Annotated in this window: 16 protein-coding genes; 2 read left to right on the forward strand and 14 right to left on the reverse strand. The window is 72.0% G+C overall.

What is annotated here, in order from left to right:
- Positions 1 to 29: 29 nt before the first annotated feature.
- The 4 genes from ACIBKX_RS37995 to ACIBKX_RS38010 form a co-directional block, all read right to left on the reverse strand.
- The gene (locus ACIBKX_RS37995; protein ID WP_363272218.1) at positions 30 to 1,127 is read right to left on the reverse strand and encodes an iron ABC transporter permease; all 1,098 of its coding nucleotides are present in this window, start codon (positions 1,125 to 1,127) and stop codon (positions 30 to 32) included.
- 118 nt (positions 1,128 to 1,245) lie between these two features.
- Positions 1,246 to 2,520: an MFS transporter gene (locus tag ACIBKX_RS38000; RefSeq protein ID WP_363272217.1), complete on the reverse strand. Its 1,275-nt coding sequence runs from the start codon at positions 2,518 to 2,520 to the stop codon at positions 1,246 to 1,248.
- Complete coding sequence (locus ACIBKX_RS38005) at positions 2,517 to 3,344, reverse strand: Rossmann-like domain-containing protein (protein WP_363272216.1); 828 nt, start codon at positions 3,342 to 3,344, stop codon at positions 2,517 to 2,519. Before ACIBKX_RS38005 ends, ACIBKX_RS38000 begins: the two co-directional genes overlap by 4 nt.
- A 65-nt stretch (positions 3,345 to 3,409) precedes the next feature.
- Positions 3,410 to 4,399, reverse strand: coding sequence for a pyridoxal-phosphate dependent enzyme (locus tag ACIBKX_RS38010; RefSeq protein WP_363272215.1), 990 nt, complete (start codon positions 4,397 to 4,399; stop codon positions 3,410 to 3,412).
- Between the two features lie 122 nt (positions 4,400 to 4,521).
- Here ACIBKX_RS38010 and ACIBKX_RS38015 point away from each other — a divergent pair, with 122 nt between their 5' ends.
- Positions 4,522 to 5,463: a kinase gene (locus ACIBKX_RS38015; protein WP_363272214.1), complete on the forward strand. Its 942-nt coding sequence runs from the start codon at positions 4,522 to 4,524 to the stop codon at positions 5,461 to 5,463.
- A 383-nt stretch (positions 5,464 to 5,846) separates the two neighbouring features.
- Here the strand turns inward: ACIBKX_RS38015 and ACIBKX_RS38020 are convergent, their stop codons facing one another.
- Positions 5,847 to 8,816 (reverse strand): BTAD domain-containing putative transcriptional regulator, encoded by a 2,970-nt coding sequence (locus ACIBKX_RS38020; protein ID WP_363272213.1) that lies wholly within the window; start codon positions 8,814 to 8,816, stop codon positions 5,847 to 5,849.
- A 308-nt stretch (positions 8,817 to 9,124) separates the two neighbouring features.
- Here ACIBKX_RS38020 and ACIBKX_RS38025 point away from each other — a divergent pair, with 308 nt between their 5' ends.
- Positions 9,125 to 11,791, forward strand: a complete 2,667-nt coding sequence (locus ACIBKX_RS38025) for a hypothetical protein (protein ID WP_363272212.1) — start codon at positions 9,125 to 9,127, stop codon at positions 11,789 to 11,791.
- On the opposite strand, the gene ACIBKX_RS38030 is transcribed toward ACIBKX_RS38025, so the two are convergent.
- From ACIBKX_RS38030 to ACIBKX_RS38070, 9 genes are all read right to left on the reverse strand, one after another.
- Positions 11,739 to 12,410: a hypothetical protein gene (locus tag ACIBKX_RS38030; RefSeq protein ID WP_363272211.1), complete on the reverse strand. Its 672-nt coding sequence runs from the start codon at positions 12,408 to 12,410 to the stop codon at positions 11,739 to 11,741. The genes ACIBKX_RS38025 and ACIBKX_RS38030 overlap by 53 nt on opposite strands.
- Positions 12,407 to 13,651 carry a hypothetical protein gene (locus tag ACIBKX_RS38035; protein ID WP_363272210.1) on the reverse strand — a complete coding sequence of 415 codons (1,245 nt, stop codon included), beginning with the start codon at positions 13,649 to 13,651 and terminating at the stop codon, positions 12,407 to 12,409. Before ACIBKX_RS38035 ends, ACIBKX_RS38030 begins: the two co-directional genes overlap by 4 nt.
- Positions 13,652 to 13,777: 126 nt before the next feature.
- Complete coding sequence (rbsD, locus tag ACIBKX_RS38040; RefSeq protein WP_363272209.1) at positions 13,778 to 14,167, reverse strand: D-ribose pyranase; 390 nt, start codon at positions 14,165 to 14,167, stop codon at positions 13,778 to 13,780.
- Complete coding sequence (locus ACIBKX_RS38045) at positions 14,164 to 15,069, reverse strand: ribokinase (RefSeq protein WP_363272208.1); 906 nt, start codon at positions 15,067 to 15,069, stop codon at positions 14,164 to 14,166. Before ACIBKX_RS38045 ends, rbsD begins: the two co-directional genes overlap by 4 nt.
- Positions 15,070 to 15,161: 92 nt before the next feature.
- Positions 15,162 to 17,108 carry a substrate-binding domain-containing protein gene (locus ACIBKX_RS38050; protein ID WP_363272207.1) on the reverse strand — a complete coding sequence of 649 codons (1,947 nt, stop codon included), beginning with the start codon at positions 17,106 to 17,108 and terminating at the stop codon, positions 15,162 to 15,164.
- On the reverse strand, positions 17,098 to 18,651 hold the full coding sequence (locus ACIBKX_RS38055) for a sugar ABC transporter ATP-binding protein (RefSeq protein WP_363272206.1): 1,554 nt from the start codon (positions 18,649 to 18,651) through the stop codon (positions 17,098 to 17,100). Before ACIBKX_RS38055 ends, ACIBKX_RS38050 begins: the two co-directional genes overlap by 11 nt.
- Positions 18,648 to 19,664 (reverse strand): LacI family DNA-binding transcriptional regulator, encoded by a 1,017-nt coding sequence (locus tag ACIBKX_RS38060; RefSeq protein WP_363272205.1) that lies wholly within the window; start codon positions 19,662 to 19,664, stop codon positions 18,648 to 18,650. The genes ACIBKX_RS38055 and ACIBKX_RS38060 overlap by 4 nt, the downstream gene beginning before the upstream one ends.
- Positions 19,665 to 19,841: 177 nt before the next feature.
- Positions 19,842 to 21,137 carry a DUF1266 domain-containing protein gene (locus ACIBKX_RS38065; protein WP_363272204.1) on the reverse strand — a complete coding sequence of 432 codons (1,296 nt, stop codon included), beginning with the start codon at positions 21,135 to 21,137 and terminating at the stop codon, positions 19,842 to 19,844.
- A 104-nt stretch (positions 21,138 to 21,241) separates the two neighbouring features.
- Positions 21,242 to 22,528, reverse strand: a complete 1,287-nt coding sequence (locus tag ACIBKX_RS38070) for a cytochrome P450 (protein WP_363272203.1) — start codon at positions 22,526 to 22,528, stop codon at positions 21,242 to 21,244.
- Positions 22,529 to 22,538: the final 10 nt, after the last annotated feature.

The following is a 22,538-nucleotide window of genomic DNA, read 5'->3' on the forward strand; positions in this document are numbered from 1 at the left end:
CCCCGCACATGTCACGTACGAGTCTCATCTCAACGGCCCCCGAACATATAGCCCTTGCGCCGCATCAGCGCGATGAACACCGGCACCCCGACCAGCGCCGTGATGACGCCGAGGGGCAGCTCGCGCGGCGCGACCAGCGTCCGCGAGACCAGGTCGACCCAGACCATGAACACCGCCCCGACGAGCGGCGCCACCGCCAGCACCCGCGCATGCGTGGCGCCGACCACCATCCGTACGAGATGCGGCATGACCAGGCCGACGAAACTGATCGCCCCGCTCACGGCCACCATCACCCCAGTGATGAGCGAGGCGAGCACGAGCAGTCCCTTGCGGTGCCGGTCGGGGCTGAATCCCAGGCTCGTCGCGGTCTCGTCGCCGAGCGCGAGAACGTCGAGCGCCCTGCCGTACCGGTGCAGCAGGGCCACGCCAAGGAGCACGACGGCGGCCACGACGGGCAGCGCGCCCCAGGTGGCGGCGCCGAAGCTGCCCATCGTCCAGTACAGGACCATGCTGGTCGCCTCGCTGTCCGGCGCGAAGTAGATGATCACGCTCATCACGGCCTGGAACCCGAGCGACATGGCCACGCCCGTCAGGACGAGCCGCAGCGGCGCGAGCCCGCCACCTCGGCTCGCCGAGGCGGCGTACACGAGGAGCGACGCGACCAGCGCGCCCACGAACGCCCCCACCGACACGGCGTAGATCCCGAGCGCGGCGAGCCCGCCGGTGACCGTGACGCCGACCGCGCCCACCGAAGCACCGGACGAGACGCCGAGCACGAACGGATCGGCGAGCGCGTTGCGCACCAGAGCCTGGATCGCGACGCCGACCGCGCTCAGCCCGGCACCGACAAGTGCCGCGAGGAGTACGCGCGGTGTGCGGATCTGCCAGATGATCTGATACGTCGTCACCTCGTCGGAGTCGATCGAACCGCCGCTCAGCGCGGCCCACAGCAGCCGGGCGGTGTCCCCCGGCGAGACCGAGGCGGAGCCCATGCCGATGGCGACGACGACGGAGCCGAGGAGGACGGCGACAAGCGCGGCGCAGGCCGCGGCGAGGCCTGCAGGGGAGGCGAGGAGTGCCTTGGTCCTGCTCACCTCCGCCGCTTCGCCCGCGGATGCGGCGGCCATGGAAGAGGTCATGGGCGGTGACATGATCGGTCGGGCCTTTCGAGCGGGGGTGGGACGACGCGCCCCGAAGGGGCGCGGGGAACTGCGCGACCAGCCACGACGGCGCCGCGCGCGACCCTCAACCGGAGTCCTCCTCAGCCCTCTCCACCGCTCCGGCCCTCAGCACGAGAACCGCCGCGCCCAGGGCCACCACGACCAGCACGCCGAACGCCACCGCGATTCCGGGGTAGCTGGCGAGCCCGAGCCCGAGTCCACCAAGCGCGGCCCCCACGAACACCCCGAGGCTCATCCCCGCCGAGTTGACGCTCAGCGCAGCGCCCCGCTGGGCCCCGCAACGCCGCACCAACAGGCTCACCACACACGCGGCCACGACCGCATGGCTCGCCGCATGCAAGGACGTCATCGCGAGCGCCAGCGGCAGCCAGTGGGTGAAGTAGAAGCCCACCACCGAGACGAGCGCGGCGACCAGGCCGACGGCCAGCAGCCGTTCCGTGCCGATGCGCGGCTCGGCGGAGTTCGTGATCCGCCCCGTGAGGAGGTTGCTCACGAAGAACGATGCGCCGCTGAGCGTCCAGACGAAGGCGAAGAGCCCGGGGTCGAGCGAGAAACGGTCGTCGTAGTAGGCGGCCAGATAGGAGAGATAGCCCATGAAGACCGCGGTCCGCAGCAGCGCGATCAGCAGCAGCGGTACGACACCGGGAATCGCGCCCAGCGCCTTGAACGAGGCGAGATAGCCGAGCCGTTCGGCCCCCTCGGCCACCTCCACCGGCTTGTTCCTGCCGCGTACGAAGAAGACGCCGGCCAGCAGCAGCGACAGCGCGGTCACGGCGAACAGATCGCCCTGCCAGCCCCAGAACAGCGCGGGCAGCGCGATGACGGGCGCCGCGAGCATGGCCGTCATCGACTGCGTCGCCGTCACGAGCGTCGCCGCGCGCCCGGCCGCCTTGCCGGAGCCGAAGCGGTCGGCGGCGGCCGCGGTCAGCGCCGGGTTCAGCACCGACGTACTGGCGCCGACGAGCAGGCAGAACACGGCGATCAGGAGGAAGTCGCCGCTCGCGCCGAGCGCCGCGGAGAGGCCGAGCGCGGCGAGCCCGCCCGCCGCCGCCCACTCCTTGCGCACCCGGTCGATGAGCGGCGCGAGCGCGGTGCCGACCAACAGGGCGGCGAGCCCGCCGAGTCCGCGCAGCCCGCCCAGTGTGGCGACGCTGCTGTCGGCGTCCTCGGCCATCGGCACGAGGTAGGTGCTGAAGACGGTGAACGGCAGCAGTCCGACCGCCGAGGCGACGAGCACGGGCCACAGGGCGCGGGCCATCCGCAGATCGCCGGGGACGGCCTCGCCCGCCTCGGTGGCCCCGGAACTCACGGCCGCACCACCCTTGGAGTCGACGCTCACACCGACTCCCGGTAGCGGTACATCGGCGTCTCGTCGGCGCTGAACTGGGAGAACGTGAACGGCTCGGCGTTGAGCCCGGTGACCCCCGCGGACAGGAACGCGCGCGCCACGGCGCTGCCGCTCTGCGCGTACATCACCAGCGGCACCCCGTGCTCGCGGCAGTGCGCGAGGATCAGGTCGAAGGTGCCGTTGCTCAGCGTCATGCCGGTGGCGACGACGGCATCGGCTTCGGCGAGCACCTCGGTCATGTCGTCGGTGATCTCGTCGCCCCACTGGGTGGTACGGAGATTCAGGTCGCAGGGCAGGCAGACGCCGCCCCGCTCGCGTATCGCCGACACCAGCGGGTTGACCACGCCGATCAGCGCGACCTTGGCTCCGGGGCGGATGTCGAGCAGCGCGGCGATGGACGCGTCGCGGGCCTTCGCACGGATCTCCGGGGTGCCGGCGGGCAGCGTGACGCGCTCGGCGCCGGATGCTTCGCGGTGCGGGTCGGTCCGGGCGAGATAGGCGTCGAGCGCGGCGACGCGGACGGGTGTGGACTCGGCGCGCAGCAGCTTGCCGAGCGTGTGCCCGGAGGCGTTCTCGCAGAAGTCCGGGGCGAGTTCACCGGCCTCGAACGAGCAGGCGCCGAAGGCCGATCCGACCCGGAGCAGCAGGTAGTGGTTGTGGTACGTGACGTCGCCGCCCGCGAGACGGGTGGTGTTGTACAGCCAGAACGCGCTGGTGACGGAGAGTTCTTCGGGGTCGGGTCCGTACTCGCCCGCGAGGACGGCGTCGGTGAGCTCCGCGACGGTACGGGGGGTGCGCGGCTCGGGGTGTGACATATGGGGTTCTCTCATTGCGGGGATGGGGATTCGTGGCGGAAATCAGATGGGGAATCAGACAGGGATCAGGAAAGATCGCGCCAAGAAGCCGTCGACCACGGATGTCTCAACTCGTCGAGCGAGGTGATCTCATGGGGCTTCAGGGTGTCGATGTCGTGGGCGTCCGCGTGTTTCGCGTACGCGCTCTCGACATAGCGGTGACCGGTGTCGGCCGCGATGAAGACGTATGTACGGGAATCGTCGCGGCGCTGTTCCCAGAGGGTGGTCAGATAGGCGGCCCCGGTGGAAAGGCCGGCGAAGATTCCGCTGGTCCTGAGGAGCGAGACGGCGCCGGATACGGCGGAATCGAAGTTGACCCAGTGAATGCGGTCGTAGGACGCGTGCCGGACGTTCTTGAATTCGATGGCGCTGCCGATCCCGGCAATGATCATGTCGGGGTCGGCGACCTGCTCCGAGCCGAAGGTGACGCTGCCGAAGGGCTGTACGCCGACGAGTGAGACGTCCCGGCCGGCCTCGCGCAGATACCCGGCGATGGCGCCGGTCGAGGCGCCCGAACCCACCCCGCCCACCAGGGTGAGCGGCCGGTCGGGGAGTTCGGCGTCGATCGTCTCGGCGACGTCGCGGTAGCCGTAGTAATGGATGCCGTCGTGGTACTGCCGCATCCAGTGGTACGACGGATTCGCCTTGAGGATCTCGGCGATGCGGCGCACCCGCAATTCCTGGTCGAGCCGGAGATTCTTGGACGGCTGAACCTGTTCCAGCGTGGCGCCGAGTATCTCCAGCTGTACGCGCATCGTGCGGTCGACGGTCGTTGATCCGACGATGTGGCACTTCATTCCATAGCGGTGACAGGCGAGTGCCAGGGCCTGTGCGTAGATTCCGCTGGAGCTGTCGATGAGGGTGTCGCCGGGTTTCACGGCGCCCGAATCGAGAAGGTGCTTGACCGCCCCGAGGGCCGAATAGATCTTCATCGTCTCGAACCGGAGACAGAGCAAGTCCGGTCGCAGGGATATGAGATCGGGCTTCTTCACGGCTTCGGCTATGTGGTCGTGCAAACCTGCCCCCAGTCGGCTCGTCGCAGCCGGTCGTTGTCGTCCGGTCGCTGGGCTGTGAGCCGAGAGCATCACACTAGATGAAAATGATTGTCAAGACGCTTTAGGTGTGGCAGCCTGTGGGCGTGGAGACAACGAGGCGCCGAGTGGAGATCCGTGACGTCGAGAGGGGGCCCGTCGGGGTCGGTACCGCCTTCGGGACCTTCGGCGAGCTGCTTCAGGGCGTGCTGCCGGAGGCGGACGGAGACTTCCTGGTGACGCTGCCGGTGGCGCGCTGGACGATGGCCACGTTCCGCGGGGAGCCCGGTTCGGGCGAGCTCGCTGTGTGGCCGCCGCGCAAGACCAAGGCGCTGCAACTGGCCCGTACGATCGGGGAGTTGGCGGCGCGGCGGACCGGGGTTCCGGTCGGCGGCACCCTCACGGTCAACAGCGTGATACCGGAGGGCAAGGGGCTGGCGTCGTCATCGGCGGACCTGGTGGCCACGGCGCGGGCGGTGGGGCAGGCGCTCGGCGTCGAGATGCCGCCGGCCCGGATCGAGCGGCTCCTGGCGGGCATCGAGCCCACGGACGGGGTGCTCTACCCGGCGATCGTCGCCTTCCACCACCGCAGCGTGCGGCTGCGCGAGGTCCTGGGGGTGCTGCCGGTGATGGCGGTGGTGGGGATCGACGAGGGCGGGTCGGTCGACACGGTGGACTTCAACCGCATCCCCAAGCCGTTCACCGTGGCCGATCGCCATGAGTACGCCCGGCTCCTGGACCGCCTCGCGTGCGCGGTACGCCGCCGTGACCTCGCCGAGGTCGGCAGGGTCGCCACGCGCAGCGCCCAGATGAATCAACTCCTGCGCCACAAATGGTCGTTGGAGCCGATGCGGGAGATCTGCCGGGAAGTCGGCGGCCTGGGCGTCGCGGTCGGCCACAGCGGCACGACACTGGGCATCCTGCTGGACACGCGGGACCCGTCGTACACGCAACGGGTCAGCGACGCGGCGCGGGCGTGCGGGGAGCTGGCGGGGGGTGTCTCGGTGTACCGGACCCTGAGCTTTGCCCGGCGGGGCGGTGCGGGGTGAGGCGGCGACGGCGGGTGGGCCCGCCGTCGGCCGGGGGTGCGGGTCAGGTGCGGCTGGTCGTGGCCGGAAGATGCGCCCCGGGGAGGCGGCCATCGAGGGGCACGGCTTCCTCGTCAGAGGACGGAGCCAAGGAGGGGATGCAAATCGCCAAGACTTCCTTCGGCGAAGACGAAGCCACCGAGGGGATGCAAATTGCTATGCCCGCTGCGGCGGCGAGCAGCCCGCCGATGGCGCAATTGATTGAACGTCGCTTCATTTTTTTGCTTGCTTCTCCATGCCTTCGTTTCGGAAGCGGGGTGCTTCCGGGGCGCCAGAATTTCGCACGGAGATGGATCACGCAAACGCCCGGCGGCTTCCCTCCGGGCCTGGTAATGAAGTCAATCTCAGGCGAAACGTTCTGCCCTGGCCCCCGCCACGGCCGCCAGGCTCTCCCGCGCCCGGACCGCCTCCCCCGCCGCCCCGATCCGCTCGGCGACAGCGATCGCCGCGGTGATGTGTTCCACCGCGGCGGCGGTATGCCCCAGGCCGTGCTCGGCGAGGCCCAGGCCGTGCAGGGCCAGGGTTTCCTCGGCCGCCGAGCCGATGCTCCTGGCCAGGTCCAGCGCCTGCCGATGGCGGACCGCGGCCTCGCGGAAGCTGCCCGCGGTGTGCAGGGCCGTACCCATGACGTGCAGGGTGTTGGAGGCGTTCCGGCGGTCGCCCAGGCGCCGGAAAGTGCTGAGGGAATCCCCGTAGAGATCCAGCATCGCGGTCAACTCGTCCGGCGATTTCATGGTGTTCGCCAGATTCACCTGAGTGATCGCCCGCTCCCCCTGACTTCCGGAGTCGCTGAGAATGGCGAGGGCGTCGTGCAGATGATTCCGCGCCGATTCGAGATCGCCGTTCCGGGAATGCAGATCGGAGAGATTGTTCAGGACGCGTGCTTCTTCGCGGCCGTCCCTCGTCGTGCGGAATCCAAGGAGTGCCGCGTTGAAATGCTCGTCGGCGCTCTCGGAATTCCCGAGATAGAGATGAGTGATGCCCAGATTGTTCTGGGAACGGGCGATCTGCCAGAGGTCGCCCGACCCGAGCCGCAGGCCGAGCGTCTCGTTCTGGTGGGCCAGCGCCTCGGCGAGGTCGCCCAGGTTCCAGTGCAGCACGCCCAGCAGATGCAGCGCCTCCGCCCTGGTCGTGGTGTCACCGGTGTCCTGGGCCAGCCGGTGCGCCCGGCGGACGGCGGTGAGCGCCGGTTCGTACCGTCCGCAGTGCGACAGGACCGCCCCCAGGTCGAGCAGCGCGTGCGCCTCGGCCCGCTGCTCGCCCGAGGCGTTCCAGTGCCGCGCGGCCGACTCGTGCATGCGCCGCGCCTCCGCCGCGTACCCCTCCTCCACCAGGAACGCGGCCAACGCCCCTGCGAGCAGCGCCGCTTCATGCGGGAGCCCGTGCGTACGGCAGTGCCGCTCGGCCGCGATGAGCCCGGCGCGCTCGGCGGCGAGCCACTGCCGAGCGGCCGTCGCGTTCGGCCAGCCGGGGACGGGGGCGGCGCCCGCATCCGCCGCCCTCGGCAGGCTTCCGCGCAATCGGCGCGGATAGATCATGCGGTCCGCCGCGTCGGCCGCCCGAATGGAGAAATCGATCAGTCGGCGCAGCGCGCTTTCCCGTGCCTCGGGCGGATCTTCGGTTGTGGTGAGGGTGCGGGAGTATTCACCGAGCAGATCATGGAATGCGTAACGCTCTGGGGTGCGCTCCTGAATGAGGTGCGCGTCGAGGAGTGATTCCAGGACCCGCTCCGCGCTGTCCACGGAGAGACCGGTGAGCGCCGCCGTCCCGAACGGATCTATGTCCGGGCCGAGTTGGAGACCGAGGAGTCGGAAGACTGTTTGCTCTTCGCCGGTGAGTGTCTGGTACGAGACTTCGAATGCGCGGGCCACCTCTTGATAGCCGTCCCGGAATTCCTTCAGCCGGCCGTGGCCGTGGGTCAGCCGGCGCAGCAGATGCGCCGTGGTCCAGGCGGGGCGGGAGACCAGCCGTCCGGCGGCGAGTTCGATCGCGAGCGGGAGGTGGCCGGAGAGCCGGACGATGTCGGCCACCTCGTTGCTCTTGGTGGTGCGTTCGGCTCCGGCCAGCCGCCGGAAGAGCGCGACGGCGTCGCCCGGCGGGAGCACGTCGAGCAGCACGGACCGGATGCCGGGGAGTCCGGTGAGCCGGCGGCGGCTGGTGACGATGAGCAGGGAGGGCGAGGGGCCCGGCAGCAGCGGCCGCAGCTGCTCGGGGCCCGCCGCGTCGTCCAGGACGATGACGGCGCGGCGCGTGCTGAGCAGAGTGCGCCACAGGGCGACCAGTTCGTCCAGGCCGTCGGGGAGCGCGGTCGCCGGTACGCCCAGGACGCGGAGCAGCGCGGTGAGGGCGGCCTGCGGGGTCAGCGGCTCCTGACCGAGGGAGTGCGCGCGCAGGTCGAGATGGATCTGGCCGTCCGGGAAGTGCGGGCCGAGGCGTCCGGCGGCATGTACGGCGAGGAGGGACTTGCCGACGCCCGCCATGCCAGAGATGGTCTGCAGGGCGATGACCGGGGGTGCGTCGGGCGTGTCCGGCCGGGCGGTCGACTCCCGGATGATGGCCGCCAACTCCGAATCCCTGCCGACCAGTTCGGCGTGGCTCGGCAGGGTGCGCGGTGCCGCGACCGCGGGTTCCGGTGCCGGGAGCAGCCGGGTGATCGGCGCTCCGTCCAGGATGAGCCGGTGCAGCCGGGTCAGTGCCTCGCCGGGGTCGGTGCCGAGGGCCTCCCGCAGATGACGGCGGACGGTGTCGTAGGCGTGCAGGGCGTCGGCCTGCCGCCCGCAGCCGTAGGCCGCGGTCATGTACATCGCGGCGAGCGTCTCGTCGTCGGGGTGCTGGTCGAGCAGGGCGGCGACCTCGGTGACGAGTTCGGCGAAGCGGCCCCGGCGCAGCTCGATGCCGATCCGGGTGAGCTGGGCGGCGAGCCGCTGACCGGTGAGGGCCGTGCGGATCCGTTCCGCCCAGAGGCCGGGGAGTCCGGCCAGCGGCTCGCCCCGCCACAGGTCCTCCGCCGTGCGCAGCAGCTCGAGGGCCTCGGTGTCCGCGCCGCCGTCGGCCAGGGTGCGGGCCCGGTCCGCCAGGTGCTTGAAGTGGTGGCAGTCGACCTGGTCGGCGGGGATGCCGAGGGTGTACGTGTGGGCGTGCTGTACGAGCTGATCCCCGTCGCCCGGTGTGGTGCGCAGCCGCCGGCGGATCCGGGCGGCGTACGCGTGCAGGCTCGCCCGGGGCTTGGCGGGCGGGGACTCGTCCCACAGCCGGTCGATCAGGGTGTCCAGTGGGACGGGGCGGCCGGTGTCGAGGGCGAGGGCCGCGAGCATCAGGCGTTCCTTTGCCGAGCCGAGGGCATCGGCGTGTGGGCCCGTCCGCAGTTCGACGGGACCCAGGACACGAATCCTCAACTCCACCGGTGCCCCCCGTCCGCAGGTCGGCCTGTGCTGTGGGTGGCGTCAAAGAATCGCATGAGTTCAAAAACGTTCAAATAGCGTCGCGATGCCGTCAGGTTTATTGGCTGGTTTTGGCTCAATCGTTCGAGTTGGCCTCTCATTTGGTCTGGTGGCGGCGCCGGGCGGGTAGGGGGAATCGACGGAGGCCGGGGGAATCGGCGAGAGGCGGGGGAATGGGCCAGGTGACGACTCTGGAATTGTCGGCTGCCCTCACCGCGGCGGCGTCCCGGCCGGAGGCGAGACGCGCCTTCCTCGACCGGGTGGGCGGGACAGTGGGCCCCGTCGCGGAACCCCTGGTGCGCGCGTGGGCGATGGCGCAGACCCGGCCGGAGGCCGCCGCAGTCCGCGAACTGGCCGAGGCGCTGGCGGGGGAGGCGGCGCGAAGGCCGCTTCTTGTGCGGGCGTTACGGGATTGGCTCGGCGGTGCGTGGGCTGCGGAGGGCTCCGCGCGTTGGCCTGGGGGTGTGCCTGCTGCCGAGAGTTCCGCACCGGGGCCGGTCGGTGTGCCTGCTGCCGAGGGTTCCGCACCGGGGCCGGTCGGTGCGCCCGCTGCCGACGGCCCCGCGCCCCTGCCTGCCGGTGCGCCCGACGCCGAGAATCCCGCACCCCGGCCCGCCGGTGCCTCCGCCGCCGAAGGCCCCTCGTCCCAGCCCGCCAGCCGCGTCGGCAACACCATCGGTTCCACCGCCCGTATCGGCGGTCCCGTAGTGCAGGCCCATGCCATCCACGGGGACCTTCATATTCACGCCGCACCCGCACCCGCACCCGTCCCCAACCCCGCCGCACGGGAGCGGGCCGTGCCCCGGCAACTCCCTCCCGTCCCCGCCCACTTCACCAACCGCAGCCGCGAACTCGATGGACTCGACCGGCTCGCCCGGACCGTCGGGCGCGGCCCGGTGCTCGCCGTCATCAGCGGCCCCGCCGGGGTCGGCAAGACCACGCTGGCCCGCCGCTGGCTGGCCGGCCTCAGCGAAGCCTTCCCCGACGGACAGCTGTACGCCGATCTGCGCGGCCACTCGGGCAGCGGCCCGGCGCGGCCCGGTGAACTCCTCGGGGAGTTCCTGCGCGCGCTCGGCCATGAACAGATCCCGGCGGAGCTCGACGAACAGGCCGCGCTGTGGCGCTCGGCGACGGCGGGCGCGCGCATCTCCGTGCTCCTCGACAACGCGGTCAGCGCCGCCCAGGTCAGACCGCTCCTTCCGGGTGCGGCGGGCGCGCTCACGGCGGTCACGAGCCGCGCCCGGCTCACCGGTCTCGGCATGGACGGGGCCGCCTTCCACCCGCTCGACGTCTTCGGCACCTCGGACACCGTGGAACTGCTGCGCCGCCGCATCGGCGCCGACCGGGTGGGCCGCGAGCCGGAGGCCGCGCTGACGATGGCCAGGGCCTGCGCGGGCCTGCCCCTCGCCGTCTGCGTCGCGGCGGCACGCGTGGCGGCCCGACCGCGGCAGCCGCTGGCGGTGATGGCGGGGGCGCTCGGCGACGACGGCTCCGAGGCCCTGGACGCGCTGCGGGTCGAGGGCGAGTACGCCGTGCGGGGCGCCCTCGACCAGTCGTACCGGCTGCTCGCCCCCGAACAGGCGCGCTGCTACCGGCGGTTGGGCATCGCACCCGTCGACGTACTGAGCGTGCCGTTCGCCGCTGCCGCCTGCGGGGTGCCGCCGAGCGAGGCGGAACGGCTGCTCGACGAGCTGGCCGAGGTCAACCTCATCGAGGACCTCGGGCCCGCACCCGCCACCGGCCAGGGGCGCCACCGCTTCCACGACCTGGTCCGGGCGCACGCGCGCCGCGCCGCCGACGAGGCGGAGACGCCCGCCGAGGCGGCGGCGACGGTCCGGCGGGTCGTCGACTTCGGCCTGTCGGCCGCGACCGCCGCGGAAGCCCTCCTGACACCGAGCCACCGCACCCTGCGGCGCGCCTATGAACACCCCGTCACCCAGCATCCGCCCTTCACCGACGCGCCGGGCGCCCTGCGCTGGCTCGACGCCGAGCGGTCCCAGCTGATGTCCCTGCTGCGCACCGCCGCCGGGCGGGGCTGGCACGACACCACGTGGATGCTCGCCGACGCGCTCTGGCCGCTGTTCCTGCGCCTGCGTCCCTACGACCTGTGGATCGAGGCGCACGAGACGGGACTGGAGGCGGCGCGCCGGGCCGGGGACCGCCGGGGCCTGAGCCGGATGCTCACCTCGGGCGGCGCGGGGCTGCGCAACGTCGGACGGCACGACGAGGCCACCCACTGGTTCCGCGAGGCACTCGACCTCGCGCGGGAGGACGTGGCCCGGCTGACCGCCGGGGAACAGGTGCCCGAGCAGCGGCTCGCCGTCGCGCGCAAGGCCGAGGCGCAGGCCCTGCACGGGCTCGGCCAGACCTGCCGCCTCGCCGGACGACTCGACGACGCCGCACGGTACTTCGCGCTCGCCCTCGCCCTGCGCGAGGAGATCGGCTACCGGCGCGGCGCCGCGCTGACCCGGCTCTGTCTCGGCGACGTGGCGCTGGCCGACGACCGACCCGCCGACGCCCTGCCCGAACTGACCCGCGCACGCGCCGAGTTGCTCGCCGTGGACGACCCCTACGACGCGGCGCGCGCCCTCGCCTTCCTCGGCCGCGCCCAGGCACGTCGTGAGAGCGCGCAGGCCGAGCCCCAACTACTGCAGGCCCTCGCGGAGTTCGAGGCCACCGGGTCCGCGCACTGGCAGGGCCGCGTCCTGGAGATGCTCGGCCAGGGCGCGGCGGAACGGGGCGACCAGGAGCGGGCCAGGCACTGGTACGAGCAGTCCCTGGCCCGCTATGCGGGGCTCAGCGCGAGCGACGCGCACCGCGTCGGGGAACGGCTGCGCTCCCTGGGCTGAGACATGCCGCCCGGTGCCGTGGCCGCCGGAGCCGAGAACACTCCGGCAGCAGAGCACCGTACAGAGCGGACGCGAGACGTACGACGGTGAGGCGGGAAGGCGCGGTGGCGGTGGGCGACACCGGGTCGATCAGGACCCGGACACCGGAACGGGCGAGGGCCGCCCAGTGGCCGTCAGGGCAGGGGACCAGGGCCAGCGCACACCCCGGATAGCGGTCGAGCACCCGCCGGAGCAGCGCCGTCGCCTCGGGCAGCGGGCGCGGCCGACCGCCGAACAGGACGTCGGCGCACTGCCGCCAGGTGTCGTCATCGGCGGCCCCGTCGGCCCCGCCGAGGCTGCCGCCGCCTGCCGCGCCGAGCCCGCCGCCGCCCGCCGAATCGAGGCCGCCGTCGTCCGGGGCGTCCGAGCCGCCGCAGCCCAACGCGCCGTGGCCGTCGCCGTCCCAGGCTTGGAAGCCGCTCCCGCGGCCCGCGTTGGAGCCGTAGGTGTCCGGCCCTTGGAAGCCGTCCCCGCCCGCCGCGTCGAAGCCGCACGTGTACGGCCCGCCGAAGCCGGCGCCGCCCACCGCCTCGAAGCACACCACCACCGGCCCGTCCGGGCAGCAGGCCGGCCCGCTCACGCCGGCACCTCGCCCGCCCCGGAGCCGAGCCCCGCATCCGCCCACCGCCCGGGAACCGGCAGCGCGGGCAGATCCGGTGCGTAGGCCGGTTCGCCCAGGCCTAGCAGGCCGTACATCAGGCGTCGTGTGTTCCGGCCGAAGCGGCCCGGCTCGGAGGAGATGCGGTGGGCGATGCGCGCGTACTCCTGGGCCGGGTACTCCGCACGCGCGTAGGCGAGTTGCTCCGGCAGCGGGTGGGCCGGGGACAGCGCGGGCGCGGTCCTGGCCAGCTCCGCGCCCGGCGACGACGGGTCGACGTCGGCGGCCGGGAAGCGGGCGAGCAGGATCGCCGCGCGGGTCAGCGTCGCGTACAGCATGACCGATCCGTGGTCGCCGATCACCCAGTCCGCGGCGATCAGCGGCGGCCGCCAGTCGACGTCCGGCGGGATCAGGACGATCCCGCGCCTGCTCGCGGCCGACAGCCAGGACCGGACCTGCCAGTCGCCGTGCCCGGACCAGACGTTGGGGTGGACGAGGACGGCGATCAGATAGCGGTCCGGCGCCAGCTCCGTCAGGAGCCGGGGTAGCAGCGCGTCGAGGCGGTTGAAGGACGAGCCGAGCCCCCAGGTGGAGGAGACGAGGAGCAGCTTGCGGCCGCGCCGCAGGCCGAGGGCCGCGCGGTAGCGGCGCCGCAGCGGGAGGCTCGACACGATGCGGTCGTGGGTCGCGTCCCCGACCACCTCGGCGACCGGCAGCGCCTCCGGGCACGTCCGGGCCAGCGTCTCCAGGTCGTCCCGGTGCGCGAGGGCCACCGCGCGCGGCACGACCCTGCCGTCCCGCATCAGATACTGCCGCCCCATCCCGCCCACGGAACGCGGCGCCCCCGGATTCCGGTCGTCGGCCGTGCGCGAGAGCTTGTTGTGCCCCGCGCCGTGCGGCAGCCGCACCAGCGGTCCACGCAGCCGCTCGATGCCCTGCGAACCGGCGGCGAGCACCAGGTCGTACTCGGTACGCAGGGCCGCCTCCCAGGGCAGCACCGCGCCGCCGAGGCCGCTCAGCGAACGCTCGGCGCCCGCGTTGAACGCGTGCGGCGCGATGGTGAACTCGACCTGGACCCGCAGATCGGACTCGAGCAGCGGCAGCAGATCCCGCAGCCGCCGCCCGTACACCTCGGTGTGAATGACGACCAGGACACGCTTGCAGCCGGCCAGGGTCAGCCACTGCGCGGACCCCGAATCCCCTGATCTTCCGTCAGACGACATTGGTTCCCCCGGTGTTGGGTGAGAAGAACACTCCGGTCGGGGGATGCCCGGCGGCGCGGGAGGAAGCCTTGCCGGGGGCTTGCCGAAAGCTTGCAGAGGGCCCGGGGGCAGCCGCTGGGCGAACCGCTAGAAGAACACCCCGCAGCGCAGCAGCACATTCGCGTACGGAGTCGCCTCACCCGTGCGGATCACCAGCTGGGCCGTCGCCGAGAGCTGCTTCAGGTCTTCGTGCGGCACCAGCTGGAGCGGGGCGACCCGCTCCGACAGGAGTCGGGCCGTCGCGGGGTTCGCGTCGAGCACCTCGGTGGCCGCCGTGCCGCCCTCCGTCACCAGTTCCGCGAGGACGCCGTCCAGGACCTCCGCGAAGGAGGGGACCCCGGCCCGGAAGGCGAGGTCGACCACCTGCGGTCCCGCCGGGACGGGCATGCCCGCGTCGCAGATCAGGACGTGGTGGCCGTGGCCCAACTCGGCGAGTGCGCCCGAGAGTCGGCGGTTGAGAATGCCGGTCTTCTTCATGCGGAGGGGACCTCGTCGAGGGTCGGGTACGACTCCTGAGCGCCCTGCCGGGTGACCGACGTCGCGCCCACCCGCGCGGCGAACGCGGCCGCCGCCGGCAGCTCGTCGCCCAGGCCGAGGCGCCAGGCGAGCGCCGCGGTGAAGGCGTCGCCCGCGCCCGTCGTGTCCACCGCCGCCACCTTCGGACTCGGCACATATACAGGGGAGTTGACGCCGTCCGCGGTCAGCGCGCCGGACGCGCCGAGCGTGATCACCACAGAGCGGGGGCCGAGCGCCAGCAGCGCCGCCGCCCACTCCTCCGGGGAGTCCGTGGCGGCCGTGTCGCCGAGGATGTACCGCGCCTCGTGCTCGTTGACCACCAACGGGTCGCAGGCCGCGAGGACTTCGGGCGGCAGGGGCGCCGGCGGCGAGGGGTTCAGGACGAAGCGGCCGGACGCGGGCAGGGTGCGGACCACCTCAGTGACCGTCTCGACCGGGATCTCCAGCTGGGCCGAGACCACCCGCGACGCGGCCAGCAGACTGCCCGCCGCGCGGATGTCCGCGGGGGACAGCCGGGCGTTCGCGCCCGGCGACACCACGATGCTGTTGTCGCCCGACGGATCGACCGTGATCAGCGCGACGCCCGTCGGCGCCCCGCCCACCAGCACGCCGACCGTGTCCGCGCCCGCCGCGCGCTGCGATGCGAGCAGCAGCCTGCCGTGCGCGTCGTCGCCCACGCGGGCCAGCAGGGCGGTGCGGGCGCCGAGCCGGGCCGCGGCGACCGACTGGTTCGCGCCCTTGCCGCCGGGGAGCGTCACGAGATCGGAGCCGAGCACCGTCTCGCCGGGGGCGGGGCGGCGCTCGACGACCGTCACCAGGTCGGCGTTGGCCGACCCCACGACCAGGAGGTCGTACTCATGCATGGGGGGTTGCCTCTCTGAAACGGGCTCGGGGGAGCAGGGCGGGGGCCGGCCGCCGTGGCGGCCGGCCCCTCGTCATCGGCGTACCGGAGATCTCAGGAGAAGTCGGCCACGTTCTTCTTCGTGACCACCTTCACCGGGACCTTGACCATCGACTCGACGTCCTTGCCGCGCGCCGAGTCCACCGCGTTGCGCACCGCGATCCGGCCCAGCTCGGCCGGCTGCTGGGCGATGGACGCGTACAGCGTGCCCGCCTCAACGGCCTTGAGTCCGTCGGGAGTTCCGTCGAAGCCGACCACGGCGACCGACTTGCCGGCCTTGCCGCCCAGCGCCTTCGCCGCGCCGAGCGCCATCTCGTCGTTCTCCGCGAAGACACCGTCGATGCCGGGGTTGGACTGGATGAGGTTCGTCATCACGTCCAGACCCTTGGTGCGGTCGAAGTCCGCGGGCTGCGAGGCGACGACCTCGATGCCCGGGTACTCCTTGATGCCCTCCGCGAAGCCCTTGCCGCGCTCCCGGCTGGCCGACGTGCCCGCGACGCCCTGCAGGGTCACGATCTTGCCCTTGCCGCCCAGCTTCTCGGCGAGGGTCTTGGCCGCGAGCTTTCCGCCCGCGACGTTGTCGGAGGCCACGAGCGCCGCCGTCTTCGCCTTGTTCACGCCGCGGTCGGCGGCGATCACCGGGATGTCCGACTTGTTGGCGCCGCGCACCGCCGGGCCCACCGCGTCCGAGTCGACCGGGTTCACGATGATCGACTTCATGCCTTCGCCGGTGAAGTTCTGCAGCTGGTTCGTCTGCTGCGACGCGTCGTTCTGCGCGTCCGTGACCGTGAGGTCGATGCCCGCCTTCTCGGCCTCCGCCTGCGCGCCCTGCTTCATCTGTACGAAGAAGGGGTTGTTCAGCGTCGAGAGCGACATGCCGATCTTCGTCGACGTACCGGAGGAGCCGTTGTTGAAGAAGGAGACGGCGCCGACCACGGCCGCCACGAGCGCGGCGGCGATCCCGAGCTTCAGGGCCTGCGGCCCCTTGCGCCCGACCCCGCCGGACGCCCCGGACGAGGCACCCGGAGTCGCCCCCGCCTTGCGGCGCAGCGTGTCGAGCAGCACGGCGAGCGCGATGACGACGCCGATCACGACCTGCTGCCAGAAGGCGGACACCGAGAGGAGGTTGAGGCCGTTGCGCAGCACCGCGAGGATCAGCGCGCCGATGAGCGTGCCCGACGCCTTGCCCACGCCGCCCGCCAGGCTCGCGCCGCCGATGACGACAGCGGCGATGGCGTCCAGCTCGTATCCCTGCGCGGCCTGCGGCTGCGCGGAGACCAGCCGGGATGCGAGGACGATGCCCGCGACGGCGGCGAACAGACCGGACAGCGCGTAGATGACGAGCTTCTGCCGCTTGACCCGAAGACCCGAGAGGCGCGCCGCCTCCTCGTTGCCGCCGATCGCGTACATGGAGCGGCCGATGTAGGTGCGGGCCAGGATGACGGCCGTGACCAGGCCCATCGCGATCATCACGATGACCGGGACCGGCAGCCAGCCGCCGAGGGTGTCACCGAGCTTGGAGACCGAGTCGGGGAACGGGATCGGGCTGCCCTGCGAGATCACCAGCGAGAGGCCGCGGGCCACCGAGAGCATCGCCAGGGTCGCGATGAACGGGGGGAGTTTGCCGTACGAGACGAGCAGACCGTTCACGAAGCCGCACGCCATGCCCGTGCCGACCGCGAAGACGACCGCCAGCCAGACCGGCAGTCCCTGCGAAGTCGCCGTCCAGGCAAGGACGGTGGCGGAAAGGGCGGCCACCGAACCGACCGACAGGTCGATGCCCGCGGAGACGATGACGAAGGTGACGCCGAACGCGAGGATCGCGGTGACGGCGGCCTGCACACCGACGTTGAGCAGGTTCTGCGTGGTGAGGAAGTCGCCGGACAGCAGCGACATCGCCACCACCAGGACGACCAGGGCGCTCAGCGCGCCGTTGTCGAGCAGCAGACGGCGGATACCGGTGGCGCCACCCGCGTTGCTCTTCAGCGTTTCAGTGGCCACGGGAGGCCTCTCCTTCGGTTGTTCCGTTCTGAACTGCCGTATCGCTGACGTTGCTTGCGCTGCTGACGGCCAGTGCCATCACCGCGTCCTGCGTCGCCTCGTCCGCCGCGAGTTCGCCCGCGATGCGGCCTTGCGCCATGACGAGCACGCGGTCGCTCATGCCGAGCACCTCGGGCAGATCGCTGGAGATCATCAGGACCGCGTGCCCGGAGGCCGTCAGCTCGTTGATGAGCTGATAGATCTCGACCTTCGCGCCCACGTCGATGCCGCGCGTCGGCTCGTCGAGGATCAGCACCAAGGCGCCGGCGAGCAGCCACTTGCCGATCACGACCTTCTGCTGGTTGCCGCCGGACAGCGTCCGCACATGCTGGCCGAGCCCCGCCATCCGCACGCCGAGCTGTTCGGCGATCCGTGCGGCGGCGGCCCGCTGGCCCTTGAGGTCGACGAGCCCGGAGCGGGTCGCCGAACGCAGCGTCACCAGACCGAGGTTCTCCTGCACGGAGGCGTCGAGCACGAGCCCCTGGCCCTTGCGGTCCTCGGGTACGAGTCCGATGCCGGCGCCCATCGCGGCGTTCACGTCATGCCGGGGCAGCCGGCGTCCGCGTACGTCGACCGAGCCCGCGTCGTACGGATCGGCGCCGAAGAGCGCACGCGCCACCTCGGTCCGCCCGGCGCCGACAAGACCGGCGAGACCGACGACCTCGCCGGCCCGCACCTCGAAGCTGACGTCGTGGAAGACGCCGTCCCGTGTGAGGCCGTCGACGGTGAGCAATGCGTCGCCGGTGTCCGGGCGTTCGCGCGGATACTGCTGCTCGATGGAGCGGCCCACCATCAGGCGGACGAGCTCGTCCTCGTCGGTCGACGCGGGCACCTGGTCGACGCTGCGGCCGTCGCGCAGGACGGTCACGCGGTCGCCGAGCGCGGCGATCTCTTCCAGGTGGTGGGTGATGAAGACGATGCCGACGCCGTCCTCGCGCAGCTGCCGCACGATCGCGAAGAGCTTTTCCACCTCCTCGGAGGTGAGCACGGCGGTCGGCTCGTCCATGATCAGCACGCGGGCCCTCAGGCTGAGCGCCTTGGCGATCTCCACCATCTGCAGCCGGGCGATGCCCAGTTCACGCACCTTGGCGCGCGGGGACACCTGGACGCCGACCCGCTCGAGCAGGGCCTCGGCGTCGGCCTCCATCGTCTTGCGGTCGATCATGCCGAAGCGGCGCGGCTGGCGCCCCAGGAAGATGTTCTCGGCGACCGTGAGGTCGGGGACGAGGTTGAACTCCTGGTAGATGGTGGCGATGCCGAGCCGTTCGGCGTCCTGCGCGCCATGGATGCGGACCTCTTCGCCGTCCACGAGGACACGGCCGCTGTCGGGGCGGTAGGCGCCGGAGAGCATCTTGATCAGTGTGCTCTTGCCGGCCCCGTTCTCGCCGAGCAGCACATGCACCTCGCCGCGGCGCAGGTCGAAGTCGACGGAGTCGAGCGCGACGACGCCGGGGAAGGTCTTGCGTATCCCTTCGATACGCAGCAACTCGTCCTGGTTGCTCACGTGTTGCTCCTCAGGTCGGTGGGGGACTCGCCGCAGGAGCGGCGTACGACGAGACGTGCGGGCAGCGTGACGGACTGCGGGCTCCTGCCCTCGATCCGGTCGGCCAATGCGTGCACGGCCGCCCGCCCCAGGTCGCCGGTCGGCTGGGCGATGGCGGTGATCGGCGGATCGGTGTGCACGAACCACGGGATGTCGTCGAACGCGGCGAGCGCGATGTCGTGCGGGACGCTCAGGCCGTGCGCGCGGATCGCGTCGAGCGCGCCGAGCGCCATCAGGTTGTCGGCGGCGAAGACGGCCTGCGGCGGCTCGGGCAGCGCGAGGAAGCGCTCGGTGGCCCGGCGCCCGCTGTCGGCCTGGAAGTCGCCCTGCCCGATGTACGCCTCCGGCAGTTCGAGCCCGAAGTCGCCGAGCGCCTCCCGGAAGGCCGCCACGCGCTCGGAGCCCGTGGTGGTCGCAGCCGGGCCCGCGATGATGGCGAGCCTGCGGTGGCCGAGTCCGTGCAGATGGGCGACCAGGTCACGGACGGCCTCGCGGCCGTCGGCGCGGACGACGGGGACGTCCACGCCGGGGATCCATCGGTCCACGAAGACCATCGGGGTGCCGGAGCGGGCCGCGTCGAGTATCAGCGGGGAGCCGCCGTCGGTGGGGGAGACCAGGAGCCCGTCGATCCGGCGGTCCAGCAGGGTGCGGATGTGGTGGTCCTGCAGCTCGGGGCGTTCGTCGGCGTTGCCGATGATCACGCTGTAGCCGAGCGCGCGGGCCGCCTCCTCGACGGAGCGGGCGAGCGCCGTGAAGTACGGGTTCAGTACGTCGCTGATGACCAGGCCGAGGGTGCGGGTCTGGTCGGTGCGCAGGGACCGGGCGACGGCGTTCGGCCGGTAGCCGAGGCTCTCCACCGCGGCGAGGACACGGGCCCGGGCGGCCGGGCTGACCGAGGGGTGACTGTTCAGGACGCGGGAGACCGTGGCGACGGAAACGCCCGCCTCGGCCGCGACGTCCTTGATGCTCGCCATCGCCGTCCACCTCCTTGTGGAATCGATTACACGGAGGATTGGAATCGATTACATACAGGGTGCGCAAGGGGGTGAAGGGGGAGCGAGACCTGATTGTGATGGAGGGGGCTCAGATGAGCGCCCCGAAGGGGCGCGGGGAACTGCGCGCCCCGCCACGACGTACCCGCAGCCGGAGACTCAGCGGAGAGGCATCATCAGCCAAGGACTGTCGGGATCCGAGACCAGCTCGCGGTGAGCGTCCAGCACCGTCCCATACCAGTCCCCGAACTCCTCCTCGTCAAAATGCAGGCACCGCCCGAGGACGTACCCGGCGGAGAACTCCTCCCAGGACTGGTACGAGGATGCCGCCGCACCCCCCGCCCGCTCCAGAGCCTCGCAGAGCTCGGCGTGTGTCGCGTACCGCGCCCCCCTGCCCCACCGGGCCATCTTCGACGCGCGGCCGATGTCCCACGCCGCGACGGTGGTGACGTGGCCGTCCGGCGCCAGCAGCCCGTCCGCGCGGAAGCGGCCCTCGTAGCGGAGCACCTTCCCCACCAGGCCGCGCATCGCCGCGATGAAGTCGTCGAGCTCCGGGTCGTCGCCCGGCCGGTGCGGGGCGTCGGGGCCCTCCACCTCGACCACCCGGCCCCGGAGGGTCTCCTCGACGCACCGACGCCACAGCTCGGGGTCGACGCGCGGACCGTACCGGTCGATCAGCGACAGCCGCGCGCCCAGGACGAAGTCCCAGTACCACGGGCTGACTTCGCGGTTCAGGAGCCGCTCCTGTATGCCGGTCCAGTCCTCGCGGCTGTGGACGCCCCACCACTCCGCGAGCCGCTCGACCTCGCCGTGGTAGCCCGCGCCGTGCCAGTCGAGGGTGTTCCACGCGTCGCCGTTGGTGAAGCAGAGGTGCGCGCCGCAGGCCAGGCCGCGCAGCAGGGTGACGGACTCGGGGGCGCCCGTGCGGCGGATGTCGACGCGGTGCATGAGGCGGGCGGAGTCGTAGTGCGACTCGTGCAGGTCCGCCCAGACCTCCCGCTCCTCGTCGGTCGTCAGGAAGAACTGCTGGCAGGGCGTGGCCGCGTTCACCACCAACAGGTCCACGTCGTCCGGTAGTTCGGTGGCGAGGGTGCCCAGCGTGACGAACTCGTACACCACCTCCGGATGCGGCCTCGGCAGCACGCCCGAGGTGTACAGCTGCGCCACCTTGCGGCCGTCCGGGATCTCGATGGTGAGGACGGGGCGCTCGGTGGCGCCCGGTGCGACGTCGCTCATGGCCACCGGGCGGTACAAGCCAGAGATGGCGATGGCCCGGAGGTAGGTGTAGGCGTCGTCGGCCTCGGCGAGTTCGTAGAGCTGCTCCTCGAGGTCGGCGGGGGCCTGCCAGGGGCTGCCGTCCTCGGGTGCGTCGACGTTCGGGAAGATGTCGTCGTGGTACTCGCCGTGGTACGCGTCGTGCTCGTCGTACCCGTCCTCGGCCGCGGGGGCGTGCATGGGAGGTCTCCGCTTCAGGGGTGCTCGGCTTCGACGGGTGCAGCCCTGGGCGCCCGTCTTGATCTTGCACCGTAGCCGATGCCCGCGACCCGGCCGGTGCCGGATCAGCCGGAACGCACCTGGAGAGGCAGCGACTTCAGCCCGTTGATGAAGTTGGAGACGAGCCGCCTCGGCGGTCCCGCGAGACGGGGTTCGACGGGCAGCGCCGTACACAACTCCTCGTACAACACCCGAAGTTGAAGGCGGGCGAAGTGCGCGCCCAGGCAGACGTGCGGGCCGTCGCCGAAGGAGACATGGGGGTTGGGGGAGCGGGACAGGTCCAGGCGGTCGGGGTGCGGGAAGGCGCGCTCGTCGCGGTTGGCCGAGGCGTGCAGGACGACGACCTTGTCCCCGGCCCGGATCCGCTGTCCCGCGAGCAGGGTGTCGCGGGCGGCGGTGCGCCGGAAGCTGAGCACCGGGGGGTGCCAGCGCAGCAGCTCGTCCACCGCCGACTGCGGTGCGACCTCGCCCGAGCGCAGCCGGCGGTACTCGTCGGGATGCTCGGCCAGCGCGAGCACGCCGCCCGGTGCCGCGCTGCGCACGGTGTCGTTGCCCGCGACGGTGAGCAGGAAGAAGAACATCTCCAGCTCGGGAGCGGTCAGTTCGGGGTCCGTGGCGAGAGTGGTCATGATGTCGTCGTCGGGAACCCGGCGTTTGCGCGCCGCCAGCTCCTGTGCGTAGCCGAACATGTCGCCGAGCATCGCGGGCGAGCGCGGATTGACGGGTCTGCCGTCCGGGCCGATGACCGGCTCGCCCGCCTCGTCCGGGTCCTGGTAGCCGATCACGCGCTGCGTCCAGTGCAGCAGCAGACCCCGGTCGCTCTCCGGTACGCCGAGCAGGTCGGCGAGGTTGAGCAGGGCGTAGTCGTCGGTGACGGCGGTGACGAAGTCGACGTGCCCGGCGTCCTGTTGCAGCGCTTCGGCGAGCAGCTCGCGGGCCCGCGCCCGTGCCCGCTCCTCGAAGCGGTCCACTCGCCGTGGTGTGAAGGCGCGGCTGACCAGTCGGCGCAACCGGCCGTGGTCCGGCGGATCCTGATTGAGCATCATGCGCCGGATGAAGGGCAGGTCCGCCGGGTCGGGATCGCGGATCTGCGTGGCGCCGACGAAGGACGAGTACGCCGTCGAGTCCCGCAGCACACGGACGACGTCCGCGTGCCGCGAGACCGCCCAGAAGCCGGGACCGGCCGGCCAGCCGAGCACCGGCGGCTCGGCCTGCCGGGCGACGGGGTGATGGTCGCGGAGCACGCGGTAGCGCTCGTGCGGGACCCCGTCGGCGTACCGGCGCGGATCGAACACGTCGGGCACGGGCGGCGTGCGCCCGGCGGACGGCGTACCCCTCGTCGGTCCGCTCACGCGTCCGCTC

Origin of the sequence: Streptomyces sp. NPDC050658, from assembly GCF_044457025.1 — a bacterium.
Taxonomy (GTDB): Bacteria; Actinomycetota; Actinomycetes; order Streptomycetales; family Streptomycetaceae; genus Streptomyces.

Coding starts and splice junctions, on each gene's coding strand:
- ACIBKX_RS37995 (WP_363272218.1), bottom strand. CDS start 1,127: ATGGCCGCCGCATCCGCGGGCGAAGCGGCGGAGGTGAGCAGGACCAAG.
- ACIBKX_RS38005 (WP_363272216.1), bottom strand. CDS start 3,344: ATGTCACACCCCGAGCCGCGCACCCCCCGTACCGTCGCGGAGCTCACC.
- ACIBKX_RS38020 (WP_363272213.1), bottom strand. CDS start 8,816: ATGCTCGCGGCCCTCGCCCTCGACACCGGCCGCCCCGTCCCACTGGAC.
- ACIBKX_RS38035 (WP_363272210.1), bottom strand. CDS start 13,651: ATGTCGTCTGACGGAAGATCAGGGGATTCGGGGTCCGCGCAGTGGCTG.
- rbsD (WP_363272209.1), bottom strand. CDS start 14,167: ATGAAGAAGACCGGCATTCTCAACCGCCGACTCTCGGGCGCACTCGCC.
- ACIBKX_RS38045 (WP_363272208.1), bottom strand. CDS start 15,069: ATGCATGAGTACGACCTCCTGGTCGTGGGGTCGGCCAACGCCGACCTG.
- ACIBKX_RS38060 (WP_363272205.1), bottom strand. CDS start 19,664: ATGGCGAGCATCAAGGACGTCGCGGCCGAGGCGGGCGTTTCCGTCGCC.
- ACIBKX_RS38065 (WP_363272204.1), bottom strand. CDS start 21,137: ATGCACGCCCCCGCGGCCGAGGACGGGTACGACGAGCACGACGCGTAC.